We start from the raw sequence: 24,771 nt of genomic DNA, 5'->3' as shown, positions 1-24,771 counted from the left end.
AGGCGGAGGAGGGCGTCGACGCGGAGCGTCGGCAACCGACGACAACGCCGCAGACGCGCGTGCCAGACCCCGCGACCCCGGCAAGATCCGGAAGACAGGCCCTAGGGGCGCGCCTTGGCCGCCCTCCGGGTCCTGCGCGTCACCGTCCGCAGCTTCTGCCGTACCGCTCCCGGCACGTCCACCGCGCGGACCTCCAGCACCAGCGTCGTCTCCGACGCCTTCTTCACCGGACCGGCGGAGAAGGGGCGGGCGATGTGGAACCAGCGGCTGCGGCCGAGGCCGGTGAGGTACGGGACGGCGGCGACGGGGGAGGCGCCGGGCAGGGCCAGCGTGACCGTCCAGCGGCCCGGACGCAGGCCCTTGACGGGCAGTTCCGCCGTGAACGCGCCGCCGGAGCGGATGAGGGCGGCCGGGGCCTCGCGGCGGTCGCCCGCCGCGTTCTCGGCGCGCAGGGTCAGGCTCCGCACCTCCTCGGCGCCCTCGCCGGCCAGCGTGCCGGTCACCACCAGCGTGCCCTTGCGCGACCGGTGCCAGGACGTCGCGGTCACCCGGCCGGGGGTGTCGCCACGCGGCGTCTCCTGGCCCACGTCGAGGGACAGGTTCCCCCAGTTCGTCACGTACGGGGTGACGGCCGTCGGCTTGCCCGAGCGCGTGGTCACGATCGTCTGCGCGGGGGCCGGCTCGGACCCCGGGGCCTTCAGCCGGACCGTACGGCTCACCCCCTGGGCCCGCACGTCGAGGAAGAGGTTCCAGCGGCCGCGGCCGAGCGGAGTCCCGGACGCCGCCGTGAGCACGGGGAGGTCCGCGACGAAGCCCGCGTCCGCGTGGAGCCCGTCGTCCGGCACCCCGGCGGCCGTGTGCACCCGCACCGGGACGCGGATCTCCTCGTCGTCGGCGTCGTAGCGGCGCAGCACCAGTTCGGTGGCCGGGTCCAGGGAGGCGACGTTCTCGATGTAGGCGTGGCCGGTCAGCCGCAGGACGCCGTTCTCCCGCCAGGTGGCCGAGTCGACCTGGTGGCGCACGGGCAGCCGGCCGGTGACGTCGAAGGCGCTGTCCGGGACACCCACCGCCGCGTCGCGGAAGAACGGGTGCCGCCAGTAGACCCGGCCGCCGTCGACGACGTGACCGCGCCCGGCGTCCTCGTCGGCGTTCCGGATGGCCGTGATCACGTCGTCGAACCGGTCGGCCCGCAGCAGGTGCAGCAGCAGCCGGTCACGCGGGACGAGCTTCTCGATGATCGGGTCGGTGACCCAGTTCTCCACCCACTCGCGGATCTCCGGGTAGAAGCGCTCGCGGATGTCCTCCTCGCTCTCCCTGAGCAGCAGCCACCACAGCGGCCCGCACAGCTCCCACTCCACGTGCCGGCGCATGATCTGGTCGCGGCGCGGCCCCGGCTCCAGGTAGCGGGCCACCGTCTCGAAGCACAGCCGGGTGCCCTCCATGCGGTGGCTCAGGTTCTGCGCGGTGAGGGTGAGGTTGTTCCCGTTCGCGCGATCGCGCTGGTAATAGCAGTCGTAGTCCGCGACGACGGAGATGCCGTCCGCGTTGAGGTAGGCGGCGGCCGTGAACGGCTTGTCCTCGGTGTTGCGGAACGGGGGGAAACGCAGGTTCAGCCGTTCCAGCAGCGAGCGGCGGAAGAGCTTCCAGCAGCCGAGGGTGCGATAGGCGGCCGAGGAGAAGATGTCCGTGCGGGGCTGGGTGTTCTTGAAGACCGCGGTCGGCACCGCCCGGCCGCCGACCGACACCATCCTGCCCAGCACGATGTCGGTGTCGTTCTCGTCGGCCATGGCCACCATGCGGCGCAGCGCGTCGGGGCCCAGCCAGTCGTCGGAGTCGAGGAAGAAGACGTAGTCACCGCGGGCGAGGTCCAGGGCGACGTTGCGCGGGATCGCCGCGTTGCCCGAGTTCTCCTGGTGGATGACGCGCAGGGAGGGGCAGGACGCGGCCAGGCGGTCGAGCTCCTCCCCGGTGCCGTCGGTCGATCCGTCGTTCACCGCGATGATCTCGAGCTCGTCCAGGCCGATCGTCTGCTCGATGGCCGAGGTGATGCACTCGGTGAGTTCGGGCATGGCGTTGTAGGCGGGGACGATCACGCTGACGCGGGGATGATGCATTGCGGTCCTCTGGCGACTCGGCGGCGGTGAAATGCACTCACTGCCTCCTGTATGACGGCGCGTCGTTCAGCACCCGGTTACCGGTGGTATCGGTTCCCGGGTGTGGCCGCTTCAAGGAGACATGTGCGAAAAATTCGCTGAGTACGTGTAGATGGACACACCGGCTCGTCAAAAGGTTGCACACGTGGTCCAAGTGGAACCGGGTGGTCCGGTCACACCTCCGGATCAGGCCTTCGCGGGACGCCTGTGCGACCCGGTGCGTGCGGGGCGGAAACTGAATACGAGTCAATAATTCCGGGGGTACCGTTCCGCGGCGGGAGAAACCTTGTTACGCGCCGTCACTCTGTGCAAAAGTGTGCGTCGCCGCAGCGTGGGCGATTTTCGGCCCCGTATGATTCCGGCCGCTCCGATGCGTTCCGCTCGCCTCAAGTGAGCTTTCGCTGAGCGGAGTTGGGCACACCGCCGTATCCGTCGTCCTGCCGTCTGGTACGGACCTGATTCCGCGTGGATTCTGGGAGGAACAGAGCCGTGAAGGGCGAAGGACCGTCGAATTCCCCTGAATCCGCGAGGCCGTTCGGCATATCCGACGGTGAACTCAGCGCGGAACTCAAGAAGTGGACGGGAACGGCGCCCGGGCCGCATCCCGTGGGGGAACTCCTGGACCGCCACTGGGCCGCCGCTTTCGCCTACGCCCGGCTGTGCGCCGACGGACCGCGCGCGGCGGGCATGCTCACCACGGCCGCTTTCACCCGCCTTTTCGGCGAGTCGCTCCGCCACGCCGGACCGTCCGCCGCCTGGCGCCCCCGGCTTCTCGTCACCGTCCGGCGGATCGCCGCCGAATGGGACGGCGACGGCCGCCAGGAACTCCTGCACCCCGCGCTGCGGCCCGGCCCCGCCGGCGGCGAGCGTGCCGCCGCCCGGCTGCTGCCCGCCCCCGGCAGGCGGCTGCTGGCCCGCGCCTTCCAGCAGCTCCCCGAGGCCTCCCGCGCCGTGCTCTGGCACACCGAGGTCGAGGGGGAACCCCTCTCCGTGCCCGCCGCGCTGCTCGGCCTGGACGAGGAGAGCACCGCGGTCGAACTCGGCCGCGCCCGGGACCGGCTGCGCGAGGAGTGTCTCCAGACCCACCGCGAACTGGCCCCGGACGCCGAGTGCGGGCGCTATCTGCGCATGCTGGACGTCACCTTCCGGCGCGGCGGCGGCCTCGCCATGGACCCGGACCTGCGCGGCCACCTCGACACCTGCGGACACTGCGCACGCACCGCCGACCAGCTCGCCCGCTTCAACGACGGCCTCGGCCTCGCGCTCGCCGAGGCCGTGCTCGGCTGGGGCGCCGACGCCTACCGCGACGCGCGTGCCTCGCGCGCCGACGACACCGCCCCGCCGCCCGTGCCGGCCCCGCCCGTGCCCGCCGGCGGCGAGGACTTCGCGCCCCCGGCCGCCCCCGCCGCGCGGAGCGAGGCGCCCACCGCGCCCACCGCGCCCACCGCGCGCTCCGGCCGCCGCGCCGCCCGGCGCACCCGCCGCCGCAACCTCTCGCTGGCCGTCACCACCGTCAGCGCCCTCGTCGCGCTGCCCCTCGTGCTGTGGTCCGTGCTCGGCTCCGACGACGGCCCCGGCCCCGCCCCCGGTACCTCCCCGACGGCCGGCCCCCCCTCGAAGCCCGCGCCGCAGCCGTCCTGGGCGGGCGCGGACGGCAACCGGCCCACCGTGCGCGGACGGCTGCACAACGTGGCCTCCGGGCGCTGCGTCGGCATCGTGGGCGGGAAAGCCGTCGAGGGCGCCGAGACGGGGCTCGTCACCTGCTCCTCGGCGCCCGGCCAGCGCTGGCGCTACGAGACGGACGGGCGGCTGCGCAGCGACGCCGCGCCGGACCTCTGCCTCGACTCCCGCCTCGGCTACGCGGTCCGGCTCTCCCCCTGCTCGGCCACCGGCGACGACGGCCGCTTCGTCCGCTACGACTTCACCCTCCAGGGCACGCTCGTGCCCCGCTGGGACCAGAACCTCGCCCTCACCCCGGCGGCGACGGACGGCTCCGGGGCGCTGGTGCTGAAGAACCGCGCCGAGACCGCCCTCCAGCGCTGGGTCGTTGACGCCGCCCGTAACGACCCCCAGATGGAGACCGTCAACTGGGACAAGGGGGCGACCACGAAGCCGCCCGCCCGCGGCGCCTCGGCCGGTCCGTCCGCCGCGCGGTCCTCACGCCCGGCCGACCCGAAGACGCCCACCACCACACCCACGCCCACCGCCACGCCGTCCGCCACCGCGACGTCCGGCGAGCGGGACGAGGACACCTGCTCCTCCTACCGCGACCGCTGCGGCCGTGACGGTGGCGGAGGACGGTACGGAGGCGGTCACGGGGGCGGCTACGGAGGCCGTCACCGCTGAACGGCGCGCGGCGCCGGGCCGTTCGCGGTGCCCGGCTCAGTGGTGGTGCGGCGGCGGGGGGATCGTGCCCAGGCCGGGCGTCGGCCCGGGCCAGACCAGCAGGACCGGGCACGGGGCGTGGTCGACCACGAAGCGGGACGCCGGCCCCAGACTGTGCGGGCCGAGGCGGGAGCGGTCGCCGTCCCGGGCCAGCACCAGCAGGTCCGCGCCCTCGGCCGCCGCGACCACCTCGCGCTCCGGACGCCCCGCCCGCTCCTCGCGCAGGCACGGACGGCCCAGGCGCTCGGCGGCCGCGTCCAGCAGTTCCGCCGCCGAGCCGTCGCCCAGCGCCTCCAGCCGGTCCCCGGGGTCGGCCTCCCAGCCCTCGCCCCGGCCCTGCCCCCAGGACCCGCCGCGCCCCATCAGCCCCGCGAACGCGCCGTGCGCCACATCGGGTACCTCGCCCCCGGTGACATGCAGCAGCACCACGTCACGGGCGTGCGGGGCGTGCAGGCGCACGGCGTCCACACAGGCGGGCCAGGTGCCCTCGACGAGCCAGACGACCGCACGCATCCCATGTCCTTTCCGGCTCACGCCGTCCCGTCAGAAGATCCGCAGTGCTCCCCACAGTGCCACCACCGACACCGCCAGCGCGGAGGGCACGGCGATCAGCCCCAGCCGGGTGAACTCCCCGAGGCCCACCCCCTCGTCGTGCTGGTGCACGATCCGCCGCCACAGCAGGGTGGCCAGCGAACCGGCGTAGGTGAGGTTGGGGCCGATGTTCACCCCCAGCAGCACCGCCAGCACCGCGCCCGCCCCGCCCGGCGCCGCCAGCGGCAGCAGGACCAGCACCGCGGGCAGGTTGTTGATCAGGTTGGCCAGTACGGCGGCCAGCGCGGCGATGCCCAGCAGCGCGGGCAGCCCGCTCCCGGACGGCAGCAGATGCCCGAGCGCGTCGGAGAGGCCGTTGTCCACCACCGCCCGCACCACCACGCCGAGCGCCAGCACGAACGCCAGGAACGGCGGCGCTGCCGCCCGCACCACGGACAGCGGTGTCGCACGGCGCCGCAGCACGGCCCGCCCGGCCAGCACCAGCGCGCCCGCGGCCGCCGCCCACGCCGGATCGACGCCGAACAGGGAGGCCACCACGAACCCCGCGAGCGTGCAGCCCACGGTGACCAGCGCGAACAGCGGCAGCGGCGGCTCCTGACCCCTCTCCCCGGTGGCCGGTGCCGCCGCCGACAGGTCGCGGGCGAAGAAGCGCCGGAACACCACGTACTCGACACCGATCGCGGCCAGCCACGGCAGCGCCATCAGCGCCGCGAACCGGGTGAAGGACAGCCCGCTCGCCGCGAACGCCAGCAGGTTCGTCAGATTGGAGACCGGCAGCAGCAGTGACGCCGTGTTCGACAGGTGGGTGCAGGCGTACACATGCGGCTTCGGGCGCACGCCGGAGCGGGCGGCCGTGGCGAACACCACCGGCGTCAGCAGCACGATCGTCGCGTCCAGGCTCAGTACGGCGGTGATCACCGAGGCCAGCGCGAACACCGCCGTCAGCAGCCGGACCGGCCGCCCCCGCGACCAGCGGGCCATCCACGCTCCGCACGCCCGGAACAGCCCCTCCACGTCGCAGAAGTGGGCCAGCACCAGCACCGCCGCCAGGAACCCCACCACCGGGCCCAGCCGGGCCACTTCGTCACGGGCGTGGTCCAGGGAGATGGCGCCGGTGGCGATGGCGACGCCGGCGGCGGGCACCGCGAGCACGGCCTCCGCCCACCCGAAGGGCCGTACGACCGCCCAGGCGAGCACGGCGACGAGCAGGACGGCCGACAGGGCCTCGGCGAGCGGGGTGTTCAGGGCGATCCTCCGGACCTGTGGTGATGTGCCCGCTCATGAAAACAGACCTCGGCGCGCCGGACCGACCCGGCCCGGCGCGCCGAGGTCCGCTCAGGCGCCCGAACCGGCGGCGAAGACGGTGAGCCGGACCGAGGACGCGTTCCCGGACACGGGCACCGCGCCCGCCGTCCACGTCACCTTCAGCGGGTCACGCTCGTCGGGCGGCGTGACCACCAGCGCGGCCGGCTTAGCCGACTTCGCGCCGCTGACCTCCGGGTTGGAGAAGGTCAGCCCGGCCCACGCGCTCTGGCCGGGCCGGAGCGTGACCGTCACCGGCGAGCCGGGGGTGCGCTCGGGATCGCGGCCGAGCTGGGTGCCGGAGGCGTTCACGAAGGCCGCGCCCGGATAGCCGCGCAGGGTGCAGGTGCGGGAGGACTTGTTGGTGAGCACCACGGGGAAGTTCTCCTGCCCGGCACCCGGATCGTTGCGGCCCACGGCCGTCCGCAGCTCGGAGGTGTGGCAGCGGGTGCTCTTCGCGGTGTCCGGGGCGACCGTCCTCGTCGCCGTGCCCGGCGCGTCGCCGGGGGTCGAGGTGCCGCCGCTCTGGGTGACGGGGGAGGGGGTGTCGGCGGCGGCGGGCGAGCTGACCGGCTTCTTCGCGCCGGGGGATTCCGTCGCAGGCGCGGCCGAGCCGGACATCGTCCTCGCCGGCTCGGCGCCCACGTGGGTGTTGCCGCAGGCCGTCAGAAGGCCCAGTACGGCGGCGGTGCCCGCGAGCAGAGTTCCGCGCCGCCTGGCCGGGGTCGAGTTCGCCATGTCGCACAAGCCTCCCTTGAGGTCCACGGCACGCGGGGCCGCGTGCCCGCGGCGCCCGAGGCGCCGTCACAGCTTCCGATGCGCCGTCCGGCGGAAAAGTTCGGGACGTGGTGGAAAAATCTTCCGCGCCCGCAAAAGTCTCCGCTCACCGGGGCCTCACCGCCACGGCGGGCGAAGGTTCCCCCCGATCAGGTGACCCGCAGCGAACGGAGTATGCCGTCGGTGGCGTCCGCGCCCGCGCTCTGGCGCACCTGTACGTACACCTGCGGGCCGTGCGCGCCGTCCGAGGGGCGCAGCGCCGACTCGGTGACCGACCCGCCGCCCGCGCAGCCGCTCCAGACCCGCACCGTGCCCCGCCAGCCGGACACCGAGAACGCGTGCCGGTCCGTGTGACGGCACCCGGCATGCGTGAGCGCGTCCACCCGTTCGGCGAGACCGCCCTCGCCCAGGCCGACGAAGACGCCGTTCACCGGTGCCGCGAGGTCGGGCCAGCGGGAGATGTCGTCGGCCACCACGAGCCCCGGCTCCCGCCCGCCCGGCAGCCCGAGGGCCCGCGGGTCCCAACCGGAGTCGCGCAGTTCCCGGTTCCACCCGGCGGGCACCTCCACCGCTATCCGGCCGGAGGCGTCCCGCACCCGCGCCGGCCCGTCGGCGCCCCCGGCGGGCCGGTGCAGCAGCAGCGCCGCAGCGCCCCCGGCGGCCGCCAGCGCGACCACCGCCGCCCCGGCGAGGACCGCACGCCGCGCCCGCGCCGCGCCGGACCGTCCCGCCCGGCCCGTGCCCGCGGCCAGCCGGTCCAGTTCGTCGGCGAACGCCCGCGCGCCCGGCCAGCGGCTGGCCCGGTCCGGCTCCAGGGCCCGCAGCAGCGCCCGCTCCACCTCCGCGTCCAGCCCCGGCCGCAGCCGGGCGGGCGGCACCACCCTGCCGGGCGTCCCCGGCACGGTGCCGGTGAGCAGTTCGTAGCCGACGGCGCCCAGGCTGTAGACGTCGGCGCGCTCGTCCACGCCCGCGCCCGGCTCCGCCTGTTCCGGGGCCCGGTAGCCCGCCGAGCCCGCCGCGAGGGTCAGCGCCGAGCCCTGCGCGAGGCTCTTGGCCAGCCCCAGGTCGGCCAGCAGCAGCCGGCGTCCGCCGTCCGGGGCGGTGCGCAGAAGGAGGTTGACCGGCTTGATGTCCCGGTGCACGATCCCGGCCTCGTGCAGCGCGGCGGCGCCCCGCGCGGCCAGCGACGTCAGCCCCAGCGCCTCGGACACCGGCAGCGGGCCGTCCTCCAGCAGGTCGGCGAGGGTGCCGCCGTCGGCGTACTCCATGACGAAGTAGGGCCTGCCGTCGTCCAGTTCGCCGATGTCGTAGACCTGCACCACCCGGCTGGACCCGGCCCGGCGCAGCAGCCGCGCCTCGGACAGGAAGCGTTCGCGCACGTCGAGGCGGTGGGACCAGTTGTCGGCGAGGACCTTGACCGCCACCAGGGCGTCCAGTTCGTCGTCCTGGGCGAGCCACACCGTGGCGAACGCCCCGCTGCCCAGGCGCTGTCGAAGGCGGTACCGGCCGATCCGCTCCGGGGGGTGCATACGACTATCATGCCTGGCCGAGATCGACTCCGAGGGGGGAGCTGACGTGGCGGACGCGGCGGCGGCCGAAGAGCTGGCCCGGCTGGCGGCGGCGGGCGACCGGGCGGCCCTGGACCGGCTGCTGGCCGAGCTGCGGCCGGAGGTGGTGCGCCGCTGCGGGCGCTTCCTGCCCTGCCGGGAGGACGCCGAGGAGGCCGCGCAGGACGTGCTGCTGCAGGTGGCCCGGCACATCGGCGGCTTCGAGGGCCGCAGCCGCTTCAGCACCTGGCTGTACACGGTCGTCGCCAACTGCTGCCGGGGCAAGTACCGCGAGCTGAAGCGGCGGGCCGCCGAACAGCCCGCGGTGACCGGGGTGCCGGAGCCCGCCGACCCGCGCACCACCAGCGTCATCGCGGGCTCCCGCGTCGACCTGCTGGAGGCGCTGGACCAGCTGGAGCGCGAGCATCCGCACCTGGTGGCGCCGCTGGTCTACCGCGACCTGTGCCAGCTGGACTACGCCGAGGCCGCCGAACGCGCGGGCATCCCGCTCGGCACCCTGAAGTCCCGGCTGCACGAGGCCCGCAAGCGGGTGCGGCCCTGGCTGAGCGCCCACTGACCCGCCACCATGGCGGGCCCGGGGCCGCGTGGTTCACCCGCTCGTGTCTCGCCGCCGGCTCACTTCTTGTAGCCGAGGACCCCCATCATGCCGCTCTCCGAGTGGTACTGGTTGTGGCAGTGCAGCATCCACAGACCGGGGTTGTCGGCGTCGAAGTCGATGACCAGCTTGCGGTGCGGCAGCACCACCGCGGTGTCCTTGCGGGCGCCCACGGAGTCGAGGCCGGTCACCGCGAAGGTGTGGCCGTGCAGATGCAGCGGGTGCCACATGTCGGTGGCGTTGATCAGGGTCATCCGGACCCGCTCGCCCGCGCGCACCGCGTACCGCTGCCGCACGTCGTACTGCTTGTGGTCGAAGCCCCAGTCGTACTTCTCCATGGTGCCGGTGACCCGGATGCGCATCTCGCGGTCCGGCTCGCGGTCGTCCAGGGCGACCGAGTCGTCGGGCCGCAGACGGCGCGCGGGGAGCACCTCGCGGTCCAGCTCGGCGGGCCTGACATCCGCCGGCGGAACGGTTCTGCCGTTGTCGGTGCGGAGCACGGCGAGCGCCTGGCCGACCTTCCCCTCGGCCATCGCGACCAGCGGGAACACACCGTCCTTGGCCGTGATCAGCACGTCGTACCGCTCCGCCATGCCGATCAGCAGCGCGTCCGTGGTGCGGTGCTTGACCGGGTAGCCGTCGGTGTGGGTGACCGTCATACGGTGGCCGCCTAGCGCCACCCGGAATGCGGTGTCCGAACCCGCGTTGATGATCCGCAGCCGGACCCGCTCACCGGGACGGCACCGGAACGAGGTCGGCGCGCCCGGCCTGCGGCCGTTGGCGAGGTAGATCGGGTACGCCACGTTGCCGCCGACCCCGTCCAGGATGCGGCTCTTCGGCCCGTGCAGCATCCGGTTCGGGCCGGTGTTCTTCGGCGGGTGCGGCATGGCCGAGCCGGGGTGCTCGTGAGGGTGGGCGGTCGGGCGCTGTGGGCCCATCATGGCCATGCCGCCGCCCGGCTTGAGCTGCTGCAGCACCTTCTCCGGGGTGGAGCCGTCGACACCGTCCACCCAGTCGTCCAGGACGATCAGCCACTCCTTGTCGTACTTCAGCGGCTCCCTGGGGTCGTCCACGACGAGCGGCGCGTACAGGCCCCGGTCCGGCTGCATGCCGACGTGGCTGTGCAGCAGGTAGGTGCCGGGGTCGGCGACGGTGAAGCGGTAGTTGAAGTCCATGCCCGGGGGGATGGACTCCTGGGTGAGGCCGGGCGCGCCGTCCATGTCGCAGCGCAGCCGGACGCCGTGGGAGTGGAGCGTGGTGGTCTCCGGCAGCCGGTTGGCGAGCGTGATGCTCAGCACGTCACCGGCCGTGGCCCGCACCAGCGGTCCGGGCAGCTCGTCGTGGTACGCCCAGGTGCGCACGGACCGGCCGCCCAGGTCCAGCGTGGTCTGGCCGGCCGTGAGCGCGTACATGCGCACCCGGCCCGACCCGCGCCGCCGCTCGGCGGCCCGGACCTCGGGGCCCGACGGGTCCACGTATCCCGCGGGCCCCGGCGGGACGAAGTTCCCCGGCTCCATCATCGTGCCGTGCGGTCCGGGACGGGGCCGGGGGCCGGAGTCGGAGCAGGCGGCCAGGAGTCCCGCGCCAGCGGCCGCGAGCGGAGCGCGGAGGAGAGTACGCCGCGAAGGTGTATGCATGAAGGAAATAAGACACTTTTTGTGCTCATATGTGATGGATCTGGGGGCGGCGCGTCTGCTGGTGTCGGCCCGGCGGGGTGCCGAAGAGGCCGGGTACCGGGGCCGTGGACGGCTGAGCTGGCTCGATTTACGGGTGAGTACCCTCGCGGTACCGTGAGGGCATGCCAGCTCTCAACGTGGAGTTCAGCGAGCGCGAACTAGCGGACCTGCGGCAGATCGCCAAGGAACGCGGTACGTCGATGAAGGCCCTGGTGCGGGAGGCGGCCGCGGCGGACATCGCCCGGCACCGGGCGCTGAAGGAGGGCGCGGAGACCTTCCGGGCCTTCTTCACCGCGCACGCCGAGGAGTTCGCCGCCGCCTTCCCCGAGGACGAGGCCGCACCGGCCAGGACAGAGGCCGCCTGAGCGGCGATGCCCCCCGTCATCCACATCGACGTTCCCTGGCTGCTCCAGCGCCATGAGGACGTACTGCCCGAACAGCCCTCGGTGGACGACTTCTCCGCGCTGGTCGCCGCCGTCGCCCGGCACCGGGTCGACCCGCCCCGGCTGGGCACCGACTCCGACCCCGCCTGGCGGGCCGCCGCCCTGCTGCACACCCTCGCCGTGCTCCGCCCGCTGCCCGCCGCCAACGCCCGCTTCGCCTGCGCCACCGCCGTCGCCTACCTGCACATCAGCGGCGCCGGGATCGACCCCCCGTACGGCGCCCTGGCCGGGCTCGTCCGGGATCTGGCCGACGGCCGCGCCGACGTCTACGACGCGGCCGCCCGGCTCCGCTCCTGGCGGATCTGACGCCGCCCCGGCCGACGGGGGAAGCCGTACGGCTGTCGGCCGGAGCGGACCCGGCCCGCCGCTCCGGGCGGGCCGGAGGCCAGTCCACACCCGCCCCGCGCGCCGGGAGAAGCGTGGGCGGGCGGCCGGCGTGTGCGCGGGATTCACACGGGGCGCGCGAAACCCGCCCGACTTTCGACTTCCCTGCAAACCCGTCGATGTGGGACGTGCTCCTTGTTGCGTGTGGAGAAGTTGTGCGAGGGTTGACACTCCCGCGCGGGGGGTGAAGTCCGGGACAGATTCGGCAGTTGGGCGACCAGGCCGGAGCGACGCCGGAAGCGGGCCCCCTGGGCCCCCGCTCCCCGTGCGCACCCCGGAGGTTCGCCCCTACGCTCCGCACGCGCCAAAGGAAACCGCTCAGTGACCACTCCTCAGCCTCCCCTTCCCCCCTACCTGCCCGGCATGGCGGCGGGGGAGTCCGACGAGTCCACGGCCGCCGCGCTGCGCGCCGGCTCGGACACGGAGGCGTCCCGGTCCGCCGCCCTGCTGATGGCACGGCACTGGCAGCCCGCCGCCGACTACGCCGTCATCTGCCTGGCCGGCTCCGGACCGCTCGCGCACATGGTCACGGCCGCCGTCTTCCACCAGGCGCTGGACCGGCTGACCCTCGGCGAAGGCACGGAGGCGCTGCGGCCCCGGCTGCTGGTGGCCGTACGCGACACCGTCCTGGACTGGGCGGCCACCGACCGGGTCACCGCCGTCCTGCCCGGCCTCGGCAAGCCCGCCGGAGGGCGCGGCATGCGTGCCGCGAACTCCCTCACCCCGGAGAACCGCACCCTCGCCGAGCGCGCCTTCCACGGCCTGCCCCGGCTCGAACAGACCCTGCTGTGGCACACCGAGGTCGAGGCCGAGCCCGTGTCCGTGCCGGCGACCCTGCTCGGTGTGGACCCGGTCGGTGCGGCCGCCGCGCTCGAACAGAGCCGGGACAAGCTCCGCGCGGGTGTGCTCCGCGCACACCGCGAGCTGGCTCCCAGTGGGGAGTGCCGCCACTACAACCGGCTGCTCGACGCCCCCGTGCAGCGGGGCGGCGCCGTGCTGCCCGACGTCCGCCGGCACCTGGACGCCTGTTCCTACTGCCGCCACGCCGCCGAACAGCTCGGCCAGATCGACGGCGGCGCGGGTCTGCTGCTCGCGGAGGCGGTGCTCGGCTGGGGCGCCCGCCGCTACCTCGACTCCCGCCCCGGACGGGGACAGGCCACGGTCCAGCAGGACGCCCCACGTCCGGGCAGCCGCCGGCGCGGCGGGAAGCGGGCGGCACCGGCCCGGGGTGCCAGGCGGGGGCGCGGCACCGGGTGGTCGTTCCGCACGGGCGCGGGCTTCCTCTCGGCCGGACTGCTGGTCACCGGCCTGGCCGTCGCCGTGTGGCCCGAGGACGACGCCGACCGCACCCCCATCGCCTCCGCCGGCGCCGCGCCCGCCGCGGACCCGCGTACGGCACAGCCCTCGGCGACGGCCTCCGCGACCCCGCCCCTGGCCGGACGGCCCGTCAGGCTGCGCAACGCCGGGGCCGCGCTCTGCCTCGGCATCAAGGGCGAACCCGAGCGCGGCGCGCTGGTGACGCTGGCCCTGTGCTCCGACACCGTCACCCAGCAGTGGACGTACGACGCGGACGGCCTCCTGCACAGCCAGGCCGACCCCCAGCTCTGCCTGGACTCCCACGCCGACGCCGCCGTCGTGATCCTCGGCACCTGCGACGACGCGGGCACCGAGCGCGGCAAGGACGTGCGCTACGACCTCACCGTGCGGGGCGAGTTGCTGCCGCTGTGGGACGAGACCCTAGCCCTGGCCGCGGCGGACGCGCGTCCCGGCGCCGACATCGTGGTCGCCCTCCGCGACCGCTCGCCCGCCCAGCACTGGCTGACCGACACCCCGTCGGCGACCCCCGGCTCCCTGTCCATAGCGGAGACCCCCGACGCCACGGCCCGGCAGGCGGAGGCACCGGAGCAGGGCGCCTGATCAGCGCGCGCGGCGCCGGGCACGGACGAGGAGGGCGGCCAGGAGCCCGGCCAGCGCGAGGGCTCCGGCGCCCGCGGCGGCGGCCCACGCCATGCGGGTCCAGCGGTCGTTCCGCTCGAAGGTGATGGGCGCGGTGCTGTTCCCGTGGTCGGAGTCCGCGCGCAGTACGGACGCCGACGCGGCTATACGGACGTTGCCGCCGGTGAGCCTGGACGGGTCGTCGATCCGCAGCTCGAAGGGAAAGGGCTTGTGGAACCCGTCCCTGAGCACGGGTTCGTCGAAGCCGTCGGTCTTCAGGCCGTAGTCGCACACATAGAGCCTCGGCTTCCCGCGGGTGTTCCGGCAGTCCTCGGGAGCCCTCACGACCGATACGCCGCCGGGGAGCCGCACCTCGACCCTGGCGAACGGGTCGTCGTTCTCGACGCTGCTCTGGGCCCCTACGTCGGCGCCGTGGAAGTCCATGGCGAGGCCGGCCGTGACCGTGTCGCCCTTCCCGCCCTTGAGCGTGGCTCCTGTGACCTGAAGGTCCCAGGTGTTCTCCACGGGTACGTCGACCCCGTCGCTCCAGCCCCGGCCGGGCCTGGCGGCGGCCGGGGGCGCGCTGTCCGTCCGCTTCAGGAGGCTCAGCTCGCCGCCCTGTCCCCGGTGACGGTCCCGCCATCGGTCGGCCGACCAGGCCATGGGGGTCCAGCCCTCCACGAACACGTTTTCCGAGAGCGCGAATTCGTCCACCTGCACGGCGAGCGGCGGCAGGTCGACGGACTCTCCCGGTTCGATCTCCGTGTCGACGAGGCACACCGCCACGTGCTTGGTCCGTATCTCGGGGTCTCGCGCCAGCGTGCCGTACTCGCAGTTGCCGTACTCCTGCCGGAAGGAGAGCTGTTCGGACAGCGTGACGGCGATCCGCGCCTGCCGGAGTGTCTTCTCGCCTTGGTACGCGAATCCGGCGCGCACATGGAACGTCGATCCCACGCGCGGGTGTTCACCGCCGTCCCGCTCCAGACGGTCGATCGACACCTTCTTGGCGTCCTCGATCCGATACGGGAGGTCGTCCGCCACGGGCCGCATCCCCACATCCGCCGCCCCCGGATGGTGCGTCACCGACGCGCCCAGGAGCAGTCCCGTACCCAGCAGGGCGGTCGTCGCCGCGCGCGGCACACCGAGCCGCAGCCGCCTCATCATGTCTCTCTCCCCTCTCACCGGACACGGACAGCGCCCGGGGCACCGGCGAGCCCACAGAGCCCTCGGCCGTACCCAACAGGACTCATCCGGCCCGGTGGAGGTTGTACCGGATCTTGGTCCGACCGGAGGGTGCCTAGCCGGGTTCCACCGTCAGGGTGGCCGGGTCCAGGGTGGTGGGGGAGGCGTGGCCCGAGAGGGCCAGGGTGAGGTCGAGTTCGGCCAGGACGCTGCGGACGACGTGCTCGACGCCCGCCTGGCCGTCCAGGCCGAGGCCGTACACGTAGGGGCGGCCGAGCAGGACCGCGCGGGCGCCCAGGGCGAGGACCTTGGCGATGTCGTCGCCGGTGCGGATGCCGCTGTCGAACAGCACGTCGAGCCGGTCGCCGACGGCGTGCACGACATCCGGCAGCGCGGCCGCGGCGGCGACCGACCCCGCGACCTGGCGTCCGCCGTGGTTGGAGACCACCACCCCGTCCATCCCGGCGTCGGCCGCCGCGACGGCGTCGTCCGGGTGCAGGATGCCCTTGAGGACGATGGGGCCGTCCCAGTGCTCGCGCAGGAACGCCAGGTCCGGCCAGGTGTGCCCGGCGTCCCCGAACAGGCCGAGGAAGTGCAGGACGGCCGCGTTCGGGTCCTCCTCCACCGGCTTGGCGAGACCGGCCCGGAAGGCGGGGTCGGTGAAGTAGTTGGCGGTGCCCACCCCGTGCAGGAACGGCAGGTAGGCGCGGTCCAGGTCGCGCGGGCGCCAGGACAGCAGCGGGGTGTCCAGCGTGACGACCAGCACCGAGAACCCGGCCGCCTTCGCCCGGCCCAGGAAGCTCCGGGTCACCTCGCGGTCGCTGCCCCAGTACAGCTGGAACCACCGCTCGGCGTCCCCCATCGCCTCGGCGACCGTCTCCATCGGCGTGCTCGACGCCGACGACAGGACGTACGGCACACCCTGCGCCGCGGCCGCCCGCGCGGCCGCGCACTCCGCGTCCGGGTGCATGATCGACAGCACCCCGACGGGGGCGAGGGCCAGCGGTGCGGGCAGCGTACGGCCCAGCACCCGCACCGAGAGGTCCCGCTCCCGCACGTCCCGCAGCATGCGCGGCACGATCCGGAGCCGTTCCAGCGCGGCCCGGTTGGCCCGCTCGGTGCTCCCGTCACCGGCGCTCCCCGCGACATAGCCGACCGGCCCCGGCCCGAGCCGGTGCTCCGCCAGCTCCTCCAGCCGGGTCAGATCGGTGGGCAGCCGGGGCACCGTTCCGTTCAGCCCGTTCAGATAGATCTCGTACTGGAAATCAGCCCACCGAACGCCCACGCCGCCGCTCCCTCTCCGTCCACGGTGTCATGCTCAGCTCAGTGTGCCCCAGGGGCGGGCCCGGCCGGAGTCCGCCCCCTGGTCAGGCGGGGTTGTCCCGGAGCCAGGCCAGCCGCTCCTCCGCCGTGCGGGTCAGCGGGTGGTCGCGCCCGAAGACCCGGGCGTAGTCCGCGCGGCACCGGGTCAGGAGCGCCGTGGCCTCCGCGCGGTCACCCTTGTCGATGAGGACGTTGGCCAGGTTGTCACGGGCGTGGAGGGTGTCGGGATGGCCGTCGCCCTTGCGGCGGGAGACCAGGTCCAGCACCTCGCGCAGGACCCGCGCCGCTTCCGCGTAGCGCGCGCGGGCGTGCAGCATGGCGGCGAGGTTGTTGCGGGTGGACAGGGTGTCGGCGTGGTCCCGGCCCTTGGCCCGCTGCTGGGCGCCGAGCACGGAACGCATCACCGCCTCCGCCTCGTCCAGCCGGTCCAGCTGGCACAGCGCGGCCCCCAGGTTGGCTCTCGCGGCCAGGCCGATCTCGTCGTCCTGGAGATCGCGCCGCTCCAACCGCGCCACCAGCGACCGCAGTTCGCGTTCCGCCTCGGCCCAGTGACCGGACTTCACCAGCGCCGCCGCATGGCTGCCGGTGTCGGAGAGCACCGCCGGGTCGTCCGGGTCCAGCAGCCGCTTGCGGCGTTCCAGCACGTCCCGGCGCAGCGCCGCCGCCTCCGCCTCCCGGCGCAGGTCCTCCAGCACCGAGGCGAGCGCCGACGCGCCGGTCAGCGTGTCCGGGTGGTCCTGGCCCAGGAGTTCGGCGCGGCTCGTCCACACGCTGCGCCACACCTCCTCGGCCTTGCCCAGCTCGCCCGTGACATGCATCAGACCGGCCAGGTCGGCGGCGGTGGTCAGGGTGTCCTCGTGGAGGTACCCGATGGTGAGGGCCTGGATGCGCACCAGCTCCATCAGCCGCTCGCGGGCCTCCTCCCGGCGGCCCTCCATGTGCGTCAGCACCCGGGCGTAGTCGCGGAACGCCAGTAAGGTGTCCGGGTGTTCGGGGCCCAGCCGCTGGTGGGCGGCGTTGGCGCGCATGCCGTAGAACTCGTGCGGGGGCAGGCCGACGCGGGTGATCTCCTCCTCGCGGCCGTCCTCCCCGAGCAGGGTGACGACCAGGTCGGCGGCCGGGGGCAGTTCCGGCTCGGCCGGGGTGCCGTGCTCCGGCTCCTCCTCGCGCTTCCTGCGCCTTTTGAAGGGCATGTCCCGCCCTCCTCTCTCCGACGGCTCCGGGGTCTCATGCCCCGGAGTGCACATGGGCGGCCCACAGGCTGGGGCTGCCGGGGAAGCCCGCCCGGCACTCCCGGACGGCGTGGTGCAGCGCGAGGGCGGCCTGCCCGGCATCCAACTCCACTCCGCCGGTGCCGTGTTCGTCGCGCAGGCGGCCGTACAGGCTCCGGGTCACGCGGACCGCCACCGCGTCGTGCACCGGCCACAGGGTGCCGATCGCGTGCGGGTACCCGGCGATCTGGAAGGCCGAGGTGATGTGGATGGACTCGTCGGCCAGCAGCTGAGAACCCCGCGCGGTCTCGCAGGCCGACAGCACGGCGAGCCGGGCGTCCGGGAGGTCCAGCCGCGAGATGTGACGTACCGTCAGCGGACGGTCCCGGTGGTCGTGCACCAGCAGCCGGGCCCGTGACGGATCGTCGGGATCGCTCACGCCGTGGCAGGCGAAGTGCGCGTACGGATGCGCGGGCAGCGCCGCCATCACCCCGGCGAATGTGGCCCGCGGGCCCGCGAGCACCTCGGTCGGCAGCAGCGCGCTCAGCTCCCGCACCTCCCGGCGCACCCCGCCGAGCTTGCGGGTGCCGGGGGCGTCGGGGACGACCACCGCGAGGACACGCCCGGCGGGCGGCGGGCCCGCGGCGCGGGCCCGGGCGTAGGCCAGGGCTCGGACCGTCGGGGTGTACGACGAGACCACGAGGTCCAGGACCGTACGGGAGGGGTCGCCGTGGTGGCCGGCCGCGTGCAGCGGCAGCGCGGCGAGCGGCCCGCCCGGCGACCACCACAGCCTCGGCCAGGCGCCGTCCGGCGGCGGCGCGGACAGCCCCAGCGCACCGAGGACCGGACCGGTGACGTGGTCCCAGGTCCAGGCGAGCACCCCGGCGACGGCCTCCTGGGCGGCCCGCTCCCCGTCCGGCACCGCCGCCGCGGCGAGCGCCGCATCCAGCCGCCTCACCTGCGCCTCCACCGCCGCGAGGGGGGCGCCGGGCAGCGGGACCGGCAGGACCCGGTCCGGCAGCAGGACCAGCGCGTCGCTCCGGTACGGGCTCGCGTACACCACGACCACGGGACCCTGCCCGGCGCACGCGCGGATCTCGGCGGGGGCCGGGCCGCCGAGGAAGCCGCCGAAGCCCGGCAGCGCCCGGATCTCGGCGACCAGCCGCTCCCACCGGGCCGCGAGCGCGTGCCGTTCGTCGGTGTTCTCCTCCGCCGCCCCGGTGTCCAGCGCGTCGATGAGGTCGCGCAGCTCCGTGAAACGCCCGGCGGCCTCCGGGTGGACGGCACGCAGCCGCTGAAGTTCGGCGCGCGCGGCGAGGGTCTGCCCCATCAGCACCCCGCGTCCCCGCTCCAGCAGCAGCACCGCGTGATCCGGGCGGCCCAGCCGCACGGCACACGCCGCCGCGTCGGCCGCCAGCCCCTGCACACCGGTCAGGCCGTGCTCCTGGTCGCCCCGGGTGAGCCGCCTGCTGATGCTGAACGGCAGTAGCGTGAGGGCGAGTTCGAAGCCCTCCAGGGCCTGCTCCCAGCGGTCCGCGTCCGCCGCGGCGATGCCCCAGGAGTACGCGGCCCGCACCCGCTGCGCGGCGGGCAGCACGGTGATCCGGGCCACCTGCCGGTAGGCGTCCTCCGCCGCCAGCAGCACGGCCGGGTCCCCGGTGTCGTCGTACAGGGTGCGCAGCGCGGACGCGTACGACTGGAGCCGGTTGGCGCTGTGCGCCGTGCCCGGGGCCGACGCCCACACGGACCGGCCGAGCGTGGTCACCGCCTGGTTCAGCAGCACCGGGTCCTCCTCCTCGCGGGCGCCGGTGAGCTGGGCCAGGCCCAGGTTGTGCAGATAGTCGGCGTGCTCCGGGGTGCCGTGCGCGGTCCGCTCCACCGCCTCGGACAGCATGGCGACCGACTCCGCCAGGTCGGGCGGCGCGCCGCCGGACCGGTACCGCTTGAACAGGGCGTTGCCGAGGTGGTTCAGCCGCGAGGCCCGCTCCACGCCGTCCGGCCGGGTCCGGGCCAGGACCCCGCGTGCCGTGTCCACGGCCTCGGCGGCGGCGTCGGTGTCGCCCGTCCGGTCGTACCAGGTCTGCAGGACGACTCCGAGGTTGGCCAGCTGGGAGTCGGACTCCTCCGGCCCCCGTGCCGCGCCCAGCGCCGACCGGGCCAGGCGGGCGGCCTCGCGCAGCGTCTGAAGATCGCCCGTCTGGTGGTAGCGCTCCCGCAGCGCCACGGCGAGGTTCGCCACCCGGCCGAAGTGGCCCTCCTCCTGCGGCGAGGGCTCCGCCACGGCGGCGCGCAGGACGCGTACGGACTCGTCCAGCAGCCCGGCGTTCCCGGTGCGCGCGCCGAGCCGGTGCAGCGCGTTGCCGAGGCTGTTCAGCCGCTGTGGCCGGGCCGGGCCGCCCTCCGGCGTCTCCCGTACGGCCTCGCCCAGCAGCGCCACGGACTCGCGCAGCGGCTCGGTGTCCTCGGTGTGCTCGGCCGCCAGCCGGAGCGCCACCCCCAGCCCGGTGAGGGCGCGCGGACGCAAGGGATGGCCGTGCGGGGTCGCGGCGAGGGCGGTGCGGTGGGTGGCGACCATGGCCTCGATGTCCGTTGCCGCGCGCGTCAGTCCGGCTCTCGTCTGCCAGGCCGTGGCCAGGTGGAGCAGGGCCAGCGGTCGCCGGGGCGAGCCGGAGGGGGTGCCCGCGAGGGCCGCGTCCAGCAGGTCGACGGCCTCGCGGGCCCGGCCGGGGTCGCGGTGGAGCTCGGCACCGTGCCGGAGGGTGCCCGCCAGGTTGTTCCGTACGGTCGACAGCTCCGGGGAGCCGGCCGGGAGCAGGGCCAGGGCGGCCCGCCGCAGCGCCTCCGCCTCGGCGAGGTCGGCGGTGTCCCCGGTGGCCTCGCCGCGTTCGGCCAGCAGACCGCCGAGGGTGTCGAGGACGAACGGCCGCTGGTCGGCGCCGCTCACGGGCAGCCCGGCGGCACGCCGCAGGGCCGCGATGCCCCCCTCCAGGTCGGCGGGGTCGTGGGTCAGGTCATGGCGGTCGGCCAGCATGCGGCCCAGGAGGCGGAAGTCCTGCTCGTGCGGGACGGGGCCCGCGGTGAGAGCCCGTCCCTCGCTGATCGACTCGTCCAGGTCGCGCCGGTCGCGCGACGCGTTCCAGCGCAGCACCAGGGTGGTGCGCAGTCCCTCCCGGCACACGGTGCGGGCGCGGCTCCCGGGCGGCGCCGCGCTCAGGGCCTCCCGGCAGATCCCGACCGCGTCGTCCAGCGGGCGGCGGTCACCGGTCCGTTGGAACGCGTCGATCAGGGCGGCGACTTCGTGCAGCGCCCGCCGCGCGGCTCCGTTCGCGTCCGACATGACCGGCTCCCGTATGTCCCGCCGTGGGCTCCCGACCGCGGGAAGTTCCCGGAGCCCGATTTTACCCAAGTGGTCCGCCCGGCGCCCTCGTTATGCTGAGTCGCCGGTCGCCTGGTCCAGGGAGGTACGACGATGAGCGGGCTCGACGAGGGGGACGGTCCGGGGCACGAGCGGCTGGCGGCGCTGTGCCACCGGCTGGCCGGGCCGGCACCGGAACTGGGCCCGGAGTGGGACCGGTTGGTCGGCGCCGTCACCGCTCAGGTGCGCGGTGGCCGCCCGCCGGAGGAACTGGAGGACTCCTTCGACGAGTTGGAGGACCTGCTGCTGGCCGCCGGGTTCACCGCCGGACTCGGCTCGTACCGTACCGACACCCCGCCCGTCTACCAGCGCTTCCCCGGCTCCGGGCACCCCCTGCTGCATGTCCTGGCGTGTCCGGGCGGCGGCTGCGCACGCGTCGAGGCCCCCGCGTCCGGCGGCCCGGCACAGTGCCGGATCTTCGGACGGCCGCTGCGGGAGATCAGGCTGCGCCCGTGACCGCGTTCCTCAACGCGCTCGGCGGCAAGCTGGCCGAACGCTGGCTCGCCCTGCTGGCCGTGCCCGGCCTGGTGTACCTCGTCGCGCTGGCCACCGCACTCACCCTCGGCCGGCGGCACTGGCGCGACACCGGGCTGCTGCGGGAGCGGCTCGACGCCCTGGCCGCCGCGCCGGGCGCGCACAGCGCGGGCGTGCTCGTGGTCTGCGCGGTCGCCGTGCTGGCCGGGGCCGCGCTGACGGGTGCCGGTGTGCAGGCGTTGGGGGCGCTGGTCGAGCGGGTCTGGCTGACGGGTCCGCGCGGCCCGGTCACCCGGTGGCTGACGGAACGCCGTTCGCGCAGGTGGCGGGCGGCCGACGATGCGTACCGCACGGCCCTGGTCGCGGCCGGCCGGGCCAGGCTGGCCGGTGCGGCCGACGCGGACGCCCTCGCGGACGAGGCGGAGGCGCGGTACGCCCGCCGCCGCGAGGCCGGCCTCGACGCACCGCGCCACCCCTGCTGGACCGGTGACCGGGTCGCCGCGCCGGACCGGCGCGTGTGGCGGGCGTACCGCCTGGACCTGACCGTCGCCTGGCCGCACCTGTGGCTCCTCGCCCCCGACAGCACCCGCGCCGAACTGGGCACCGCACGCGCCGCGTTGAGTGCCGCGGCCCGGCTGACGGCCTGGGGGCTCGCCTATCTCCTGCTCGCCGTGTGGTGGTGGCCCGCCGCACTGGCCGGCGTGGCCACGGCCGTGACCGGAGTGGTACGGGGCCGTGGGGCGGCGGCGTCCTTCGCCGAGCTGACCGAGGCCCTGGTCGACCTCCACGGGCGGGACCTCGCCCGGGCGCTCGGTGTGGAGTGCGAGGGCCGCCTCACCCCGGAGACGGGGGAGGAGGTGACCCGGCTGCTGGGCAAGCCCGGCTGACCTGCTCAGCGGAAGGCGGCCGCGTTGCGCGCCGCCCACTCGGCGTAGGAGCGGGGCGCCCGGCCCAGGACCCTGGCGACGTCCGGGCTTACCCGCCGCAGGCCCGCCGACGGCGTCCCGAGGATGTCCAGCGTGCTCTGTGCCGCGGGCTCGGGCATGAACCGCGTCATCAGCGCCTTCGCCTCCTCCCGCGACTGCTCCACGAACCGCACCGGCTCACCCAGCGCCTCCCCGATCGCGGCGGTCTGCTCGCGCGGCGACACGGGCGCCGGTCCGGTCAGCTCGTAGACCTGCCCGGTGTGGGTGTCGTCCCGCAGCGCCACGGCGGCCACCTCCGCGATGTCGGACGGGTCGACGTACGGCAGCGCGACGTCCCCGAACGGTGCCGTCACCGTCCGCTCGGCGCGCACCCGGTCCGCCCACCGCAGCGTGTTGGTGTGGAAGCCGCCCGGCCGCAGCATGGTCCAGCCCAGCCCCGAGGCCCGCACGGCGTCCTCCGGGCCGGACGGGTGGTCGCCCGTGCCGACCCCCTGCGAGGACAGCAGGACGATCCGCTCGACGCCGCCGGCCCCGACGGCCTCCAGCAGGCCGGCCAGCGCGTCCTCGGTGGCCGCGAACTCGCCCGAGGTCAGCAGGAACAGCGCCTGAGCCCCGTCGAGCGCGGGCGCGAGGCTCTTGGGGTCCGCCAGGTCGGCCCGGTGCTCGCGCACCCCCTCCGGGAGCCCGGCGGAGCCCCGGCGGGACACCGCCGTCACCTGCCGGCCCGCCGCCAGGAGCGCCCGCACCAGCGGCTGTCCGACGTTCCCCGTCGCTCCGGTCACCACGATCATGTTGTCTCCGTCCCGAGTCCGACTGTGTCGTGCACGGCGAAGCTACTGTCGCGGAGGCAGTAGGTACCTAGAGGAAAGCGGCGCCCTTGTGGCGCAGGTCACACGGAGGTCAGGGCGGGCGCCTCCGTGATCGGGGGCACCGGCACCTCCTTGGTCCGCACCCACCGCGCGCCCTTGGGCCCGTAGGCCGCCCGGGGCTCCGGGAACAGCCGGAGCAGGGACAGGTGGAGCACGGCCGCGACGGCCAGCGACAGCGGCAGGCTGATGTCGACCCCGTTCGCGAGTCCGCCCAGCGGGCCCACGAACTGGCCGGGGATGTCGGTGAACAGCACGCCCAGCACCGCCGCCACCCACCAGGCCGTCATCCCGCGCCAGTTCCAGCCGTGGGTGAACCAGTAACGGCCGCCGCGCTGGCGGCGGTTGAAGACCTGGAGGGCGTCCGGGTCGTACCAGCCGCGGCGGGTGAAGAAGCCGATGATCATCACGACCATCCACGGGGTGGTGCAGGTGATGATGACGGTGGCGAAGGTGGAGATCGAGCGCACCAGGTCCAGGGCGAACCGCCCGGCGAAGATGAACGCGATCGACACCACGCCCACCAGAAGCGTCGCGCGCACCCGGGACAGCCGGGGGAACACCGAGGAGAAGTCGAGGCCGGTGCCGTACAGCGCGGTCGTGCCCGTGGACAGGCCGCCGATCAGGGCCAGCAGGCACACCGGCAGGAAGAACCAGTCCGGCGAGATCGCCAGCAGCCCGCCCACGTAGTCGGGCGCGGCCGGATCGACGTACTTCGGGGCCTTCGTCGCGATGATGCTCGCCGTCGCCAGACCGAACACGAACGGCAGCAGCGTGGCCACCTGGGAGAGGAACGCGGCACCGACCACCCTGCGGCGCGGCGCGTCGGCCGGGATGTACCGCGACCAGTCGCCGAGGAACGCCCCGAACGACACCGGGTTGGACAGCACGATCAGCGCCGAGCCGATGAACGACGGCCAGAACATCGCCCGCGTCGCCGCGTCCGCCGAGCCGGTGAAGACACCCGCGTACGACGGGTCGAAGTCACCGGCGAACGCGACCGCGCCGAGCAGGAAGAGCGCCGTCGCCGACATCACGGCGATCTTGTTGACGAACAGCATGAACCGGAACCCGTACACGCACACCGCGAGGACCAGTCCGGCGAACAGCGCGTAGGCCACCACGTACGACGGCGTGCCGCGGTCCAGGCCGAACAGCCGGTGCGCGCCGCCGACCAGGGCGTCGCCCGAGCTCCACACCGAGATGGAGAAGAACGCCACCGCCGTCAGCAGGGAGAGGAAGGAGCCGACCACCCGGCCGTGCACCCCCAGGTGCGCCGAGGAGGACACCGCGTTGTTGGTGCCGTTCGCCGGTCCGAACACGGCCATCGGGCACAGGATCAGGGCACCCGCCAGCACGCCGAGCACGGTCGCCGCCAGGCCCTGGAGGAAGGAGAGCCCGAACAGGACGGGGAACGCGCCCAGCACGCAGGTGGAGAAGGTGTTGGCGCCGCCGAACGCCACCCGGAAGAGGTCGAACGGGGTCGCGGTGCGCTCCGCGTCGGGGATGCGCTCGACACCGTAGGGCTCGACCTCGGTGAGCGAAGGCGCCGGGGCATCGGTGGGCTGTGAGGTCAACAGGGGCTCCAGGGAAGGGGGTCCGCC

At 74.7% G+C, this 24,771-nt stretch carries 19 protein-coding genes; 7 read left to right on the top strand and 12 right to left on the bottom strand.

What is annotated here, in order from left to right; all coding sequences use genetic code 11:
• Positions 1 to 101: 101 nt before the first annotated feature.
• Complete coding sequence (locus ABZ898_RS25795) at positions 102 to 2,114, bottom strand: glycosyltransferase family 2 protein (RefSeq protein ID WP_361663431.1); 2,013 nt, start codon at positions 2,112 to 2,114, stop codon at positions 102 to 104.
• Between the two features lie 528 nt (positions 2,115 to 2,642).
• Here ABZ898_RS25795 and ABZ898_RS25790 point away from each other — a divergent pair.
• Positions 2,643 to 4,499, top strand: a complete 1,857-nt coding sequence (locus ABZ898_RS25790; RefSeq protein WP_361663429.1) for a ricin-type beta-trefoil lectin domain protein — start codon at positions 2,643 to 2,645, stop codon at positions 4,497 to 4,499.
• A 36-nt stretch (positions 4,500 to 4,535) separates the two neighbouring features.
• Here ABZ898_RS25790 and ABZ898_RS25785 read toward each other — a convergent pair whose 3' ends face one another.
• The 4 genes from ABZ898_RS25785 to ABZ898_RS25770 all read right to left on the bottom strand — a co-directional run bounded on the left by ABZ898_RS25785 (position 4,536) and on the right by ABZ898_RS25770 (position 8,698).
• Positions 4,536 to 5,051, bottom strand: coding sequence for a universal stress protein (locus ABZ898_RS25785; protein WP_361663425.1), 516 nt, complete (start codon positions 5,049 to 5,051; stop codon positions 4,536 to 4,538).
• A gap of 30 nt (positions 5,052 to 5,081) precedes the next feature.
• The gene (locus tag ABZ898_RS25780) at positions 5,082 to 6,335 is read right to left on the bottom strand and encodes an arsenic transporter (RefSeq protein WP_361663448.1); all 1,254 of its coding nucleotides are present in this window, start codon (positions 6,333 to 6,335) and stop codon (positions 5,082 to 5,084) included.
• Between the two features lie 90 nt (positions 6,336 to 6,425).
• The gene (locus ABZ898_RS25775) at positions 6,426 to 7,130 is read right to left on the bottom strand and encodes a DUF4232 domain-containing protein (protein ID WP_361663422.1); all 705 of its coding nucleotides are present in this window, start codon (positions 7,128 to 7,130) and stop codon (positions 6,426 to 6,428) included.
• A gap of 188 nt (positions 7,131 to 7,318) precedes the next feature.
• Positions 7,319 to 8,698, bottom strand: a complete 1,380-nt coding sequence (locus ABZ898_RS25770) for a serine/threonine-protein kinase (RefSeq protein WP_361663419.1) — start codon at positions 8,696 to 8,698, stop codon at positions 7,319 to 7,321.
• Between the two features lie 46 nt (positions 8,699 to 8,744).
• Between ABZ898_RS25770 and ABZ898_RS25765 the strand changes: the two genes are divergently transcribed.
• On the top strand, positions 8,745 to 9,293 hold the full coding sequence (locus tag ABZ898_RS25765) for an RNA polymerase sigma factor (RefSeq protein ID WP_361663416.1): 549 nt from the start codon (positions 8,745 to 8,747) through the stop codon (positions 9,291 to 9,293).
• 59 nt (positions 9,294 to 9,352) lie between these two features.
• Here the strand turns inward: ABZ898_RS25765 and ABZ898_RS25760 are convergent, their stop codons facing one another.
• Positions 9,353 to 10,969, bottom strand: a complete 1,617-nt coding sequence (locus ABZ898_RS25760) for a multicopper oxidase family protein (protein WP_361663413.1) — start codon at positions 10,967 to 10,969, stop codon at positions 9,353 to 9,355.
• A gap of 161 nt (positions 10,970 to 11,130) precedes the next feature.
• Here ABZ898_RS25760 and ABZ898_RS25755 point away from each other — a divergent pair, with 161 nt between their 5' ends.
• The 3 genes from ABZ898_RS25755 to ABZ898_RS25745 all read left to right on the top strand — a co-directional run bounded on the left by ABZ898_RS25755 (position 11,131) and on the right by ABZ898_RS25745 (position 13,752).
• A complete protein-coding gene (locus ABZ898_RS25755) occupies positions 11,131 to 11,373 on the top strand; it encodes a hypothetical protein (RefSeq protein WP_361663410.1) in 243 nt (80 codons plus the stop codon).
• Between the two features lie 6 nt (positions 11,374 to 11,379).
• Positions 11,380 to 11,757: a toxin Doc gene (locus tag ABZ898_RS25750; RefSeq protein ID WP_361663407.1), complete on the top strand. Its 378-nt coding sequence runs from the start codon at positions 11,380 to 11,382 to the stop codon at positions 11,755 to 11,757.
• A gap of 399 nt (positions 11,758 to 12,156) precedes the next feature.
• Positions 12,157 to 13,752, top strand: coding sequence for an RICIN domain-containing protein (locus ABZ898_RS25745; protein WP_361663404.1), 1,596 nt, complete (start codon positions 12,157 to 12,159; stop codon positions 13,750 to 13,752).
• Here ABZ898_RS25745 and ABZ898_RS25740 read toward each other — a convergent pair whose 3' ends face one another.
• The 4 genes from ABZ898_RS25740 to ABZ898_RS25725 all read right to left on the bottom strand — a co-directional run bounded on the left by ABZ898_RS25740 (position 13,753) and on the right by ABZ898_RS25725 (position 20,823).
• Positions 13,753 to 14,934, bottom strand: coding sequence for a hypothetical protein (locus ABZ898_RS25740; protein WP_361663401.1), 1,182 nt, complete (start codon positions 14,932 to 14,934; stop codon positions 13,753 to 13,755).
• 133 nt (positions 14,935 to 15,067) lie between these two features.
• A complete protein-coding gene (locus ABZ898_RS25735; protein ID WP_361663398.1) occupies positions 15,068 to 16,237 on the bottom strand; it encodes a lactate 2-monooxygenase in 1,170 nt (389 codons plus the stop codon).
• An 82-nt stretch (positions 16,238 to 16,319) separates the two neighbouring features.
• Entirely contained in the window at positions 16,320 to 17,468 is a 1,149-nt protein-coding gene (locus ABZ898_RS25730; RefSeq protein ID WP_361663395.1) for a tetratricopeptide repeat protein, read from the bottom strand.
• A gap of 34 nt (positions 17,469 to 17,502) precedes the next feature.
• Complete coding sequence (locus tag ABZ898_RS25725; RefSeq protein WP_361663393.1) at positions 17,503 to 20,823, bottom strand: CHAT domain-containing protein; 3,321 nt, start codon at positions 20,821 to 20,823, stop codon at positions 17,503 to 17,505.
• A gap of 132 nt (positions 20,824 to 20,955) precedes the next feature.
• Here ABZ898_RS25725 and ABZ898_RS25720 point away from each other — a divergent pair, with 132 nt between their 5' ends.
• Entirely contained in the window at positions 20,956 to 21,357 is a 402-nt protein-coding gene (locus ABZ898_RS25720) for a hypothetical protein (RefSeq protein ID WP_361663390.1), read from the top strand.
• Positions 21,354 to 22,262: a hypothetical protein gene (locus ABZ898_RS25715; RefSeq protein ID WP_361663387.1), complete on the top strand. Its 909-nt coding sequence runs from the start codon at positions 21,354 to 21,356 to the stop codon at positions 22,260 to 22,262. Before ABZ898_RS25720 ends, ABZ898_RS25715 begins: the two co-directional genes overlap by 4 nt.
• Before the next feature lie 5 nt (positions 22,263 to 22,267).
• On the opposite strand, the gene ABZ898_RS25710 is transcribed toward ABZ898_RS25715, so the two are convergent.
• Entirely contained in the window at positions 22,268 to 23,092 is an 825-nt protein-coding gene (locus ABZ898_RS25710) for an NAD(P)H-binding protein (protein WP_361663384.1), read from the bottom strand.
• Between the two features lie 98 nt (positions 23,093 to 23,190).
• Positions 23,191 to 24,744: a cytosine permease gene (locus ABZ898_RS25705; protein WP_361663381.1), complete on the bottom strand. Its 1,554-nt coding sequence runs from the start codon at positions 24,742 to 24,744 to the stop codon at positions 23,191 to 23,193.
• Positions 24,745 to 24,771 lie beyond the last annotated feature (27 nt).

Origin of the sequence: Streptomyces sp. NPDC046860 (assembly GCF_040645115.1) — a bacterium.
GTDB lineage: Bacteria > Actinomycetota > Actinomycetes > Streptomycetales > Streptomycetaceae > Streptomyces.
Note: the sequence above shows the minus strand (reverse complement) of the source record. Positions and strands in the feature narration are given on the sequence as shown.

Excerpts from the sequence above, each read along its gene's own strand:
- ABZ898_RS25740 (WP_361663401.1), bottom strand. The coding sequence starts at position 14,934 with ATGATGAGGCGGCTGCGGCTCGGTGTGCCGCGCGCGGCGACGACCGCC.
- ABZ898_RS25755 (WP_361663410.1), top strand. The coding sequence starts at position 11,131 with ATGCCAGCTCTCAACGTGGAGTTCAGCGAGCGCGAACTAGCGGACCTG.
- ABZ898_RS25710 (WP_361663384.1), bottom strand. The coding sequence starts at position 23,092 with ATGATCGTGGTGACCGGAGCGACGGGGAACGTCGGACAGCCGCTGGTG.
- ABZ898_RS25760 (WP_361663413.1), bottom strand. The coding sequence starts at position 10,969 with ATGCATACACCTTCGCGGCGTACTCTCCTCCGCGCTCCGCTCGCGGCC.
- ABZ898_RS25770 (WP_361663419.1), bottom strand. The coding sequence starts at position 8,698 with ATGCACCCCCCGGAGCGGATCGGCCGGTACCGCCTTCGACAGCGCCTG.
- ABZ898_RS25795 (WP_361663431.1), bottom strand. The coding sequence starts at position 2,114 with ATGCATCATCCCCGCGTCAGCGTGATCGTCCCCGCCTACAACGCCATG.
- ABZ898_RS25750 (WP_361663407.1), top strand. The coding sequence starts at position 11,380 with ATGCCCCCCGTCATCCACATCGACGTTCCCTGGCTGCTCCAGCGCCAT.
- ABZ898_RS25730 (WP_361663395.1), bottom strand. The coding sequence starts at position 17,468 with ATGCCCTTCAAAAGGCGCAGGAAGCGCGAGGAGGAGCCGGAGCACGGC.
- ABZ898_RS25785 (WP_361663425.1), bottom strand. The coding sequence starts at position 5,051 with ATGCGTGCGGTCGTCTGGCTCGTCGAGGGCACCTGGCCCGCCTGTGTG.
- ABZ898_RS25720 (WP_361663390.1), top strand. The coding sequence starts at position 20,956 with ATGAGCGGGCTCGACGAGGGGGACGGTCCGGGGCACGAGCGGCTGGCG.
- ABZ898_RS25775 (WP_361663422.1), bottom strand. The coding sequence starts at position 7,130 with ATGGCGAACTCGACCCCGGCCAGGCGGCGCGGAACTCTGCTCGCGGGC.
- ABZ898_RS25725 (WP_361663393.1), bottom strand. The coding sequence starts at position 20,823 with ATGTCGGACGCGAACGGAGCCGCGCGGCGGGCGCTGCACGAAGTCGCC.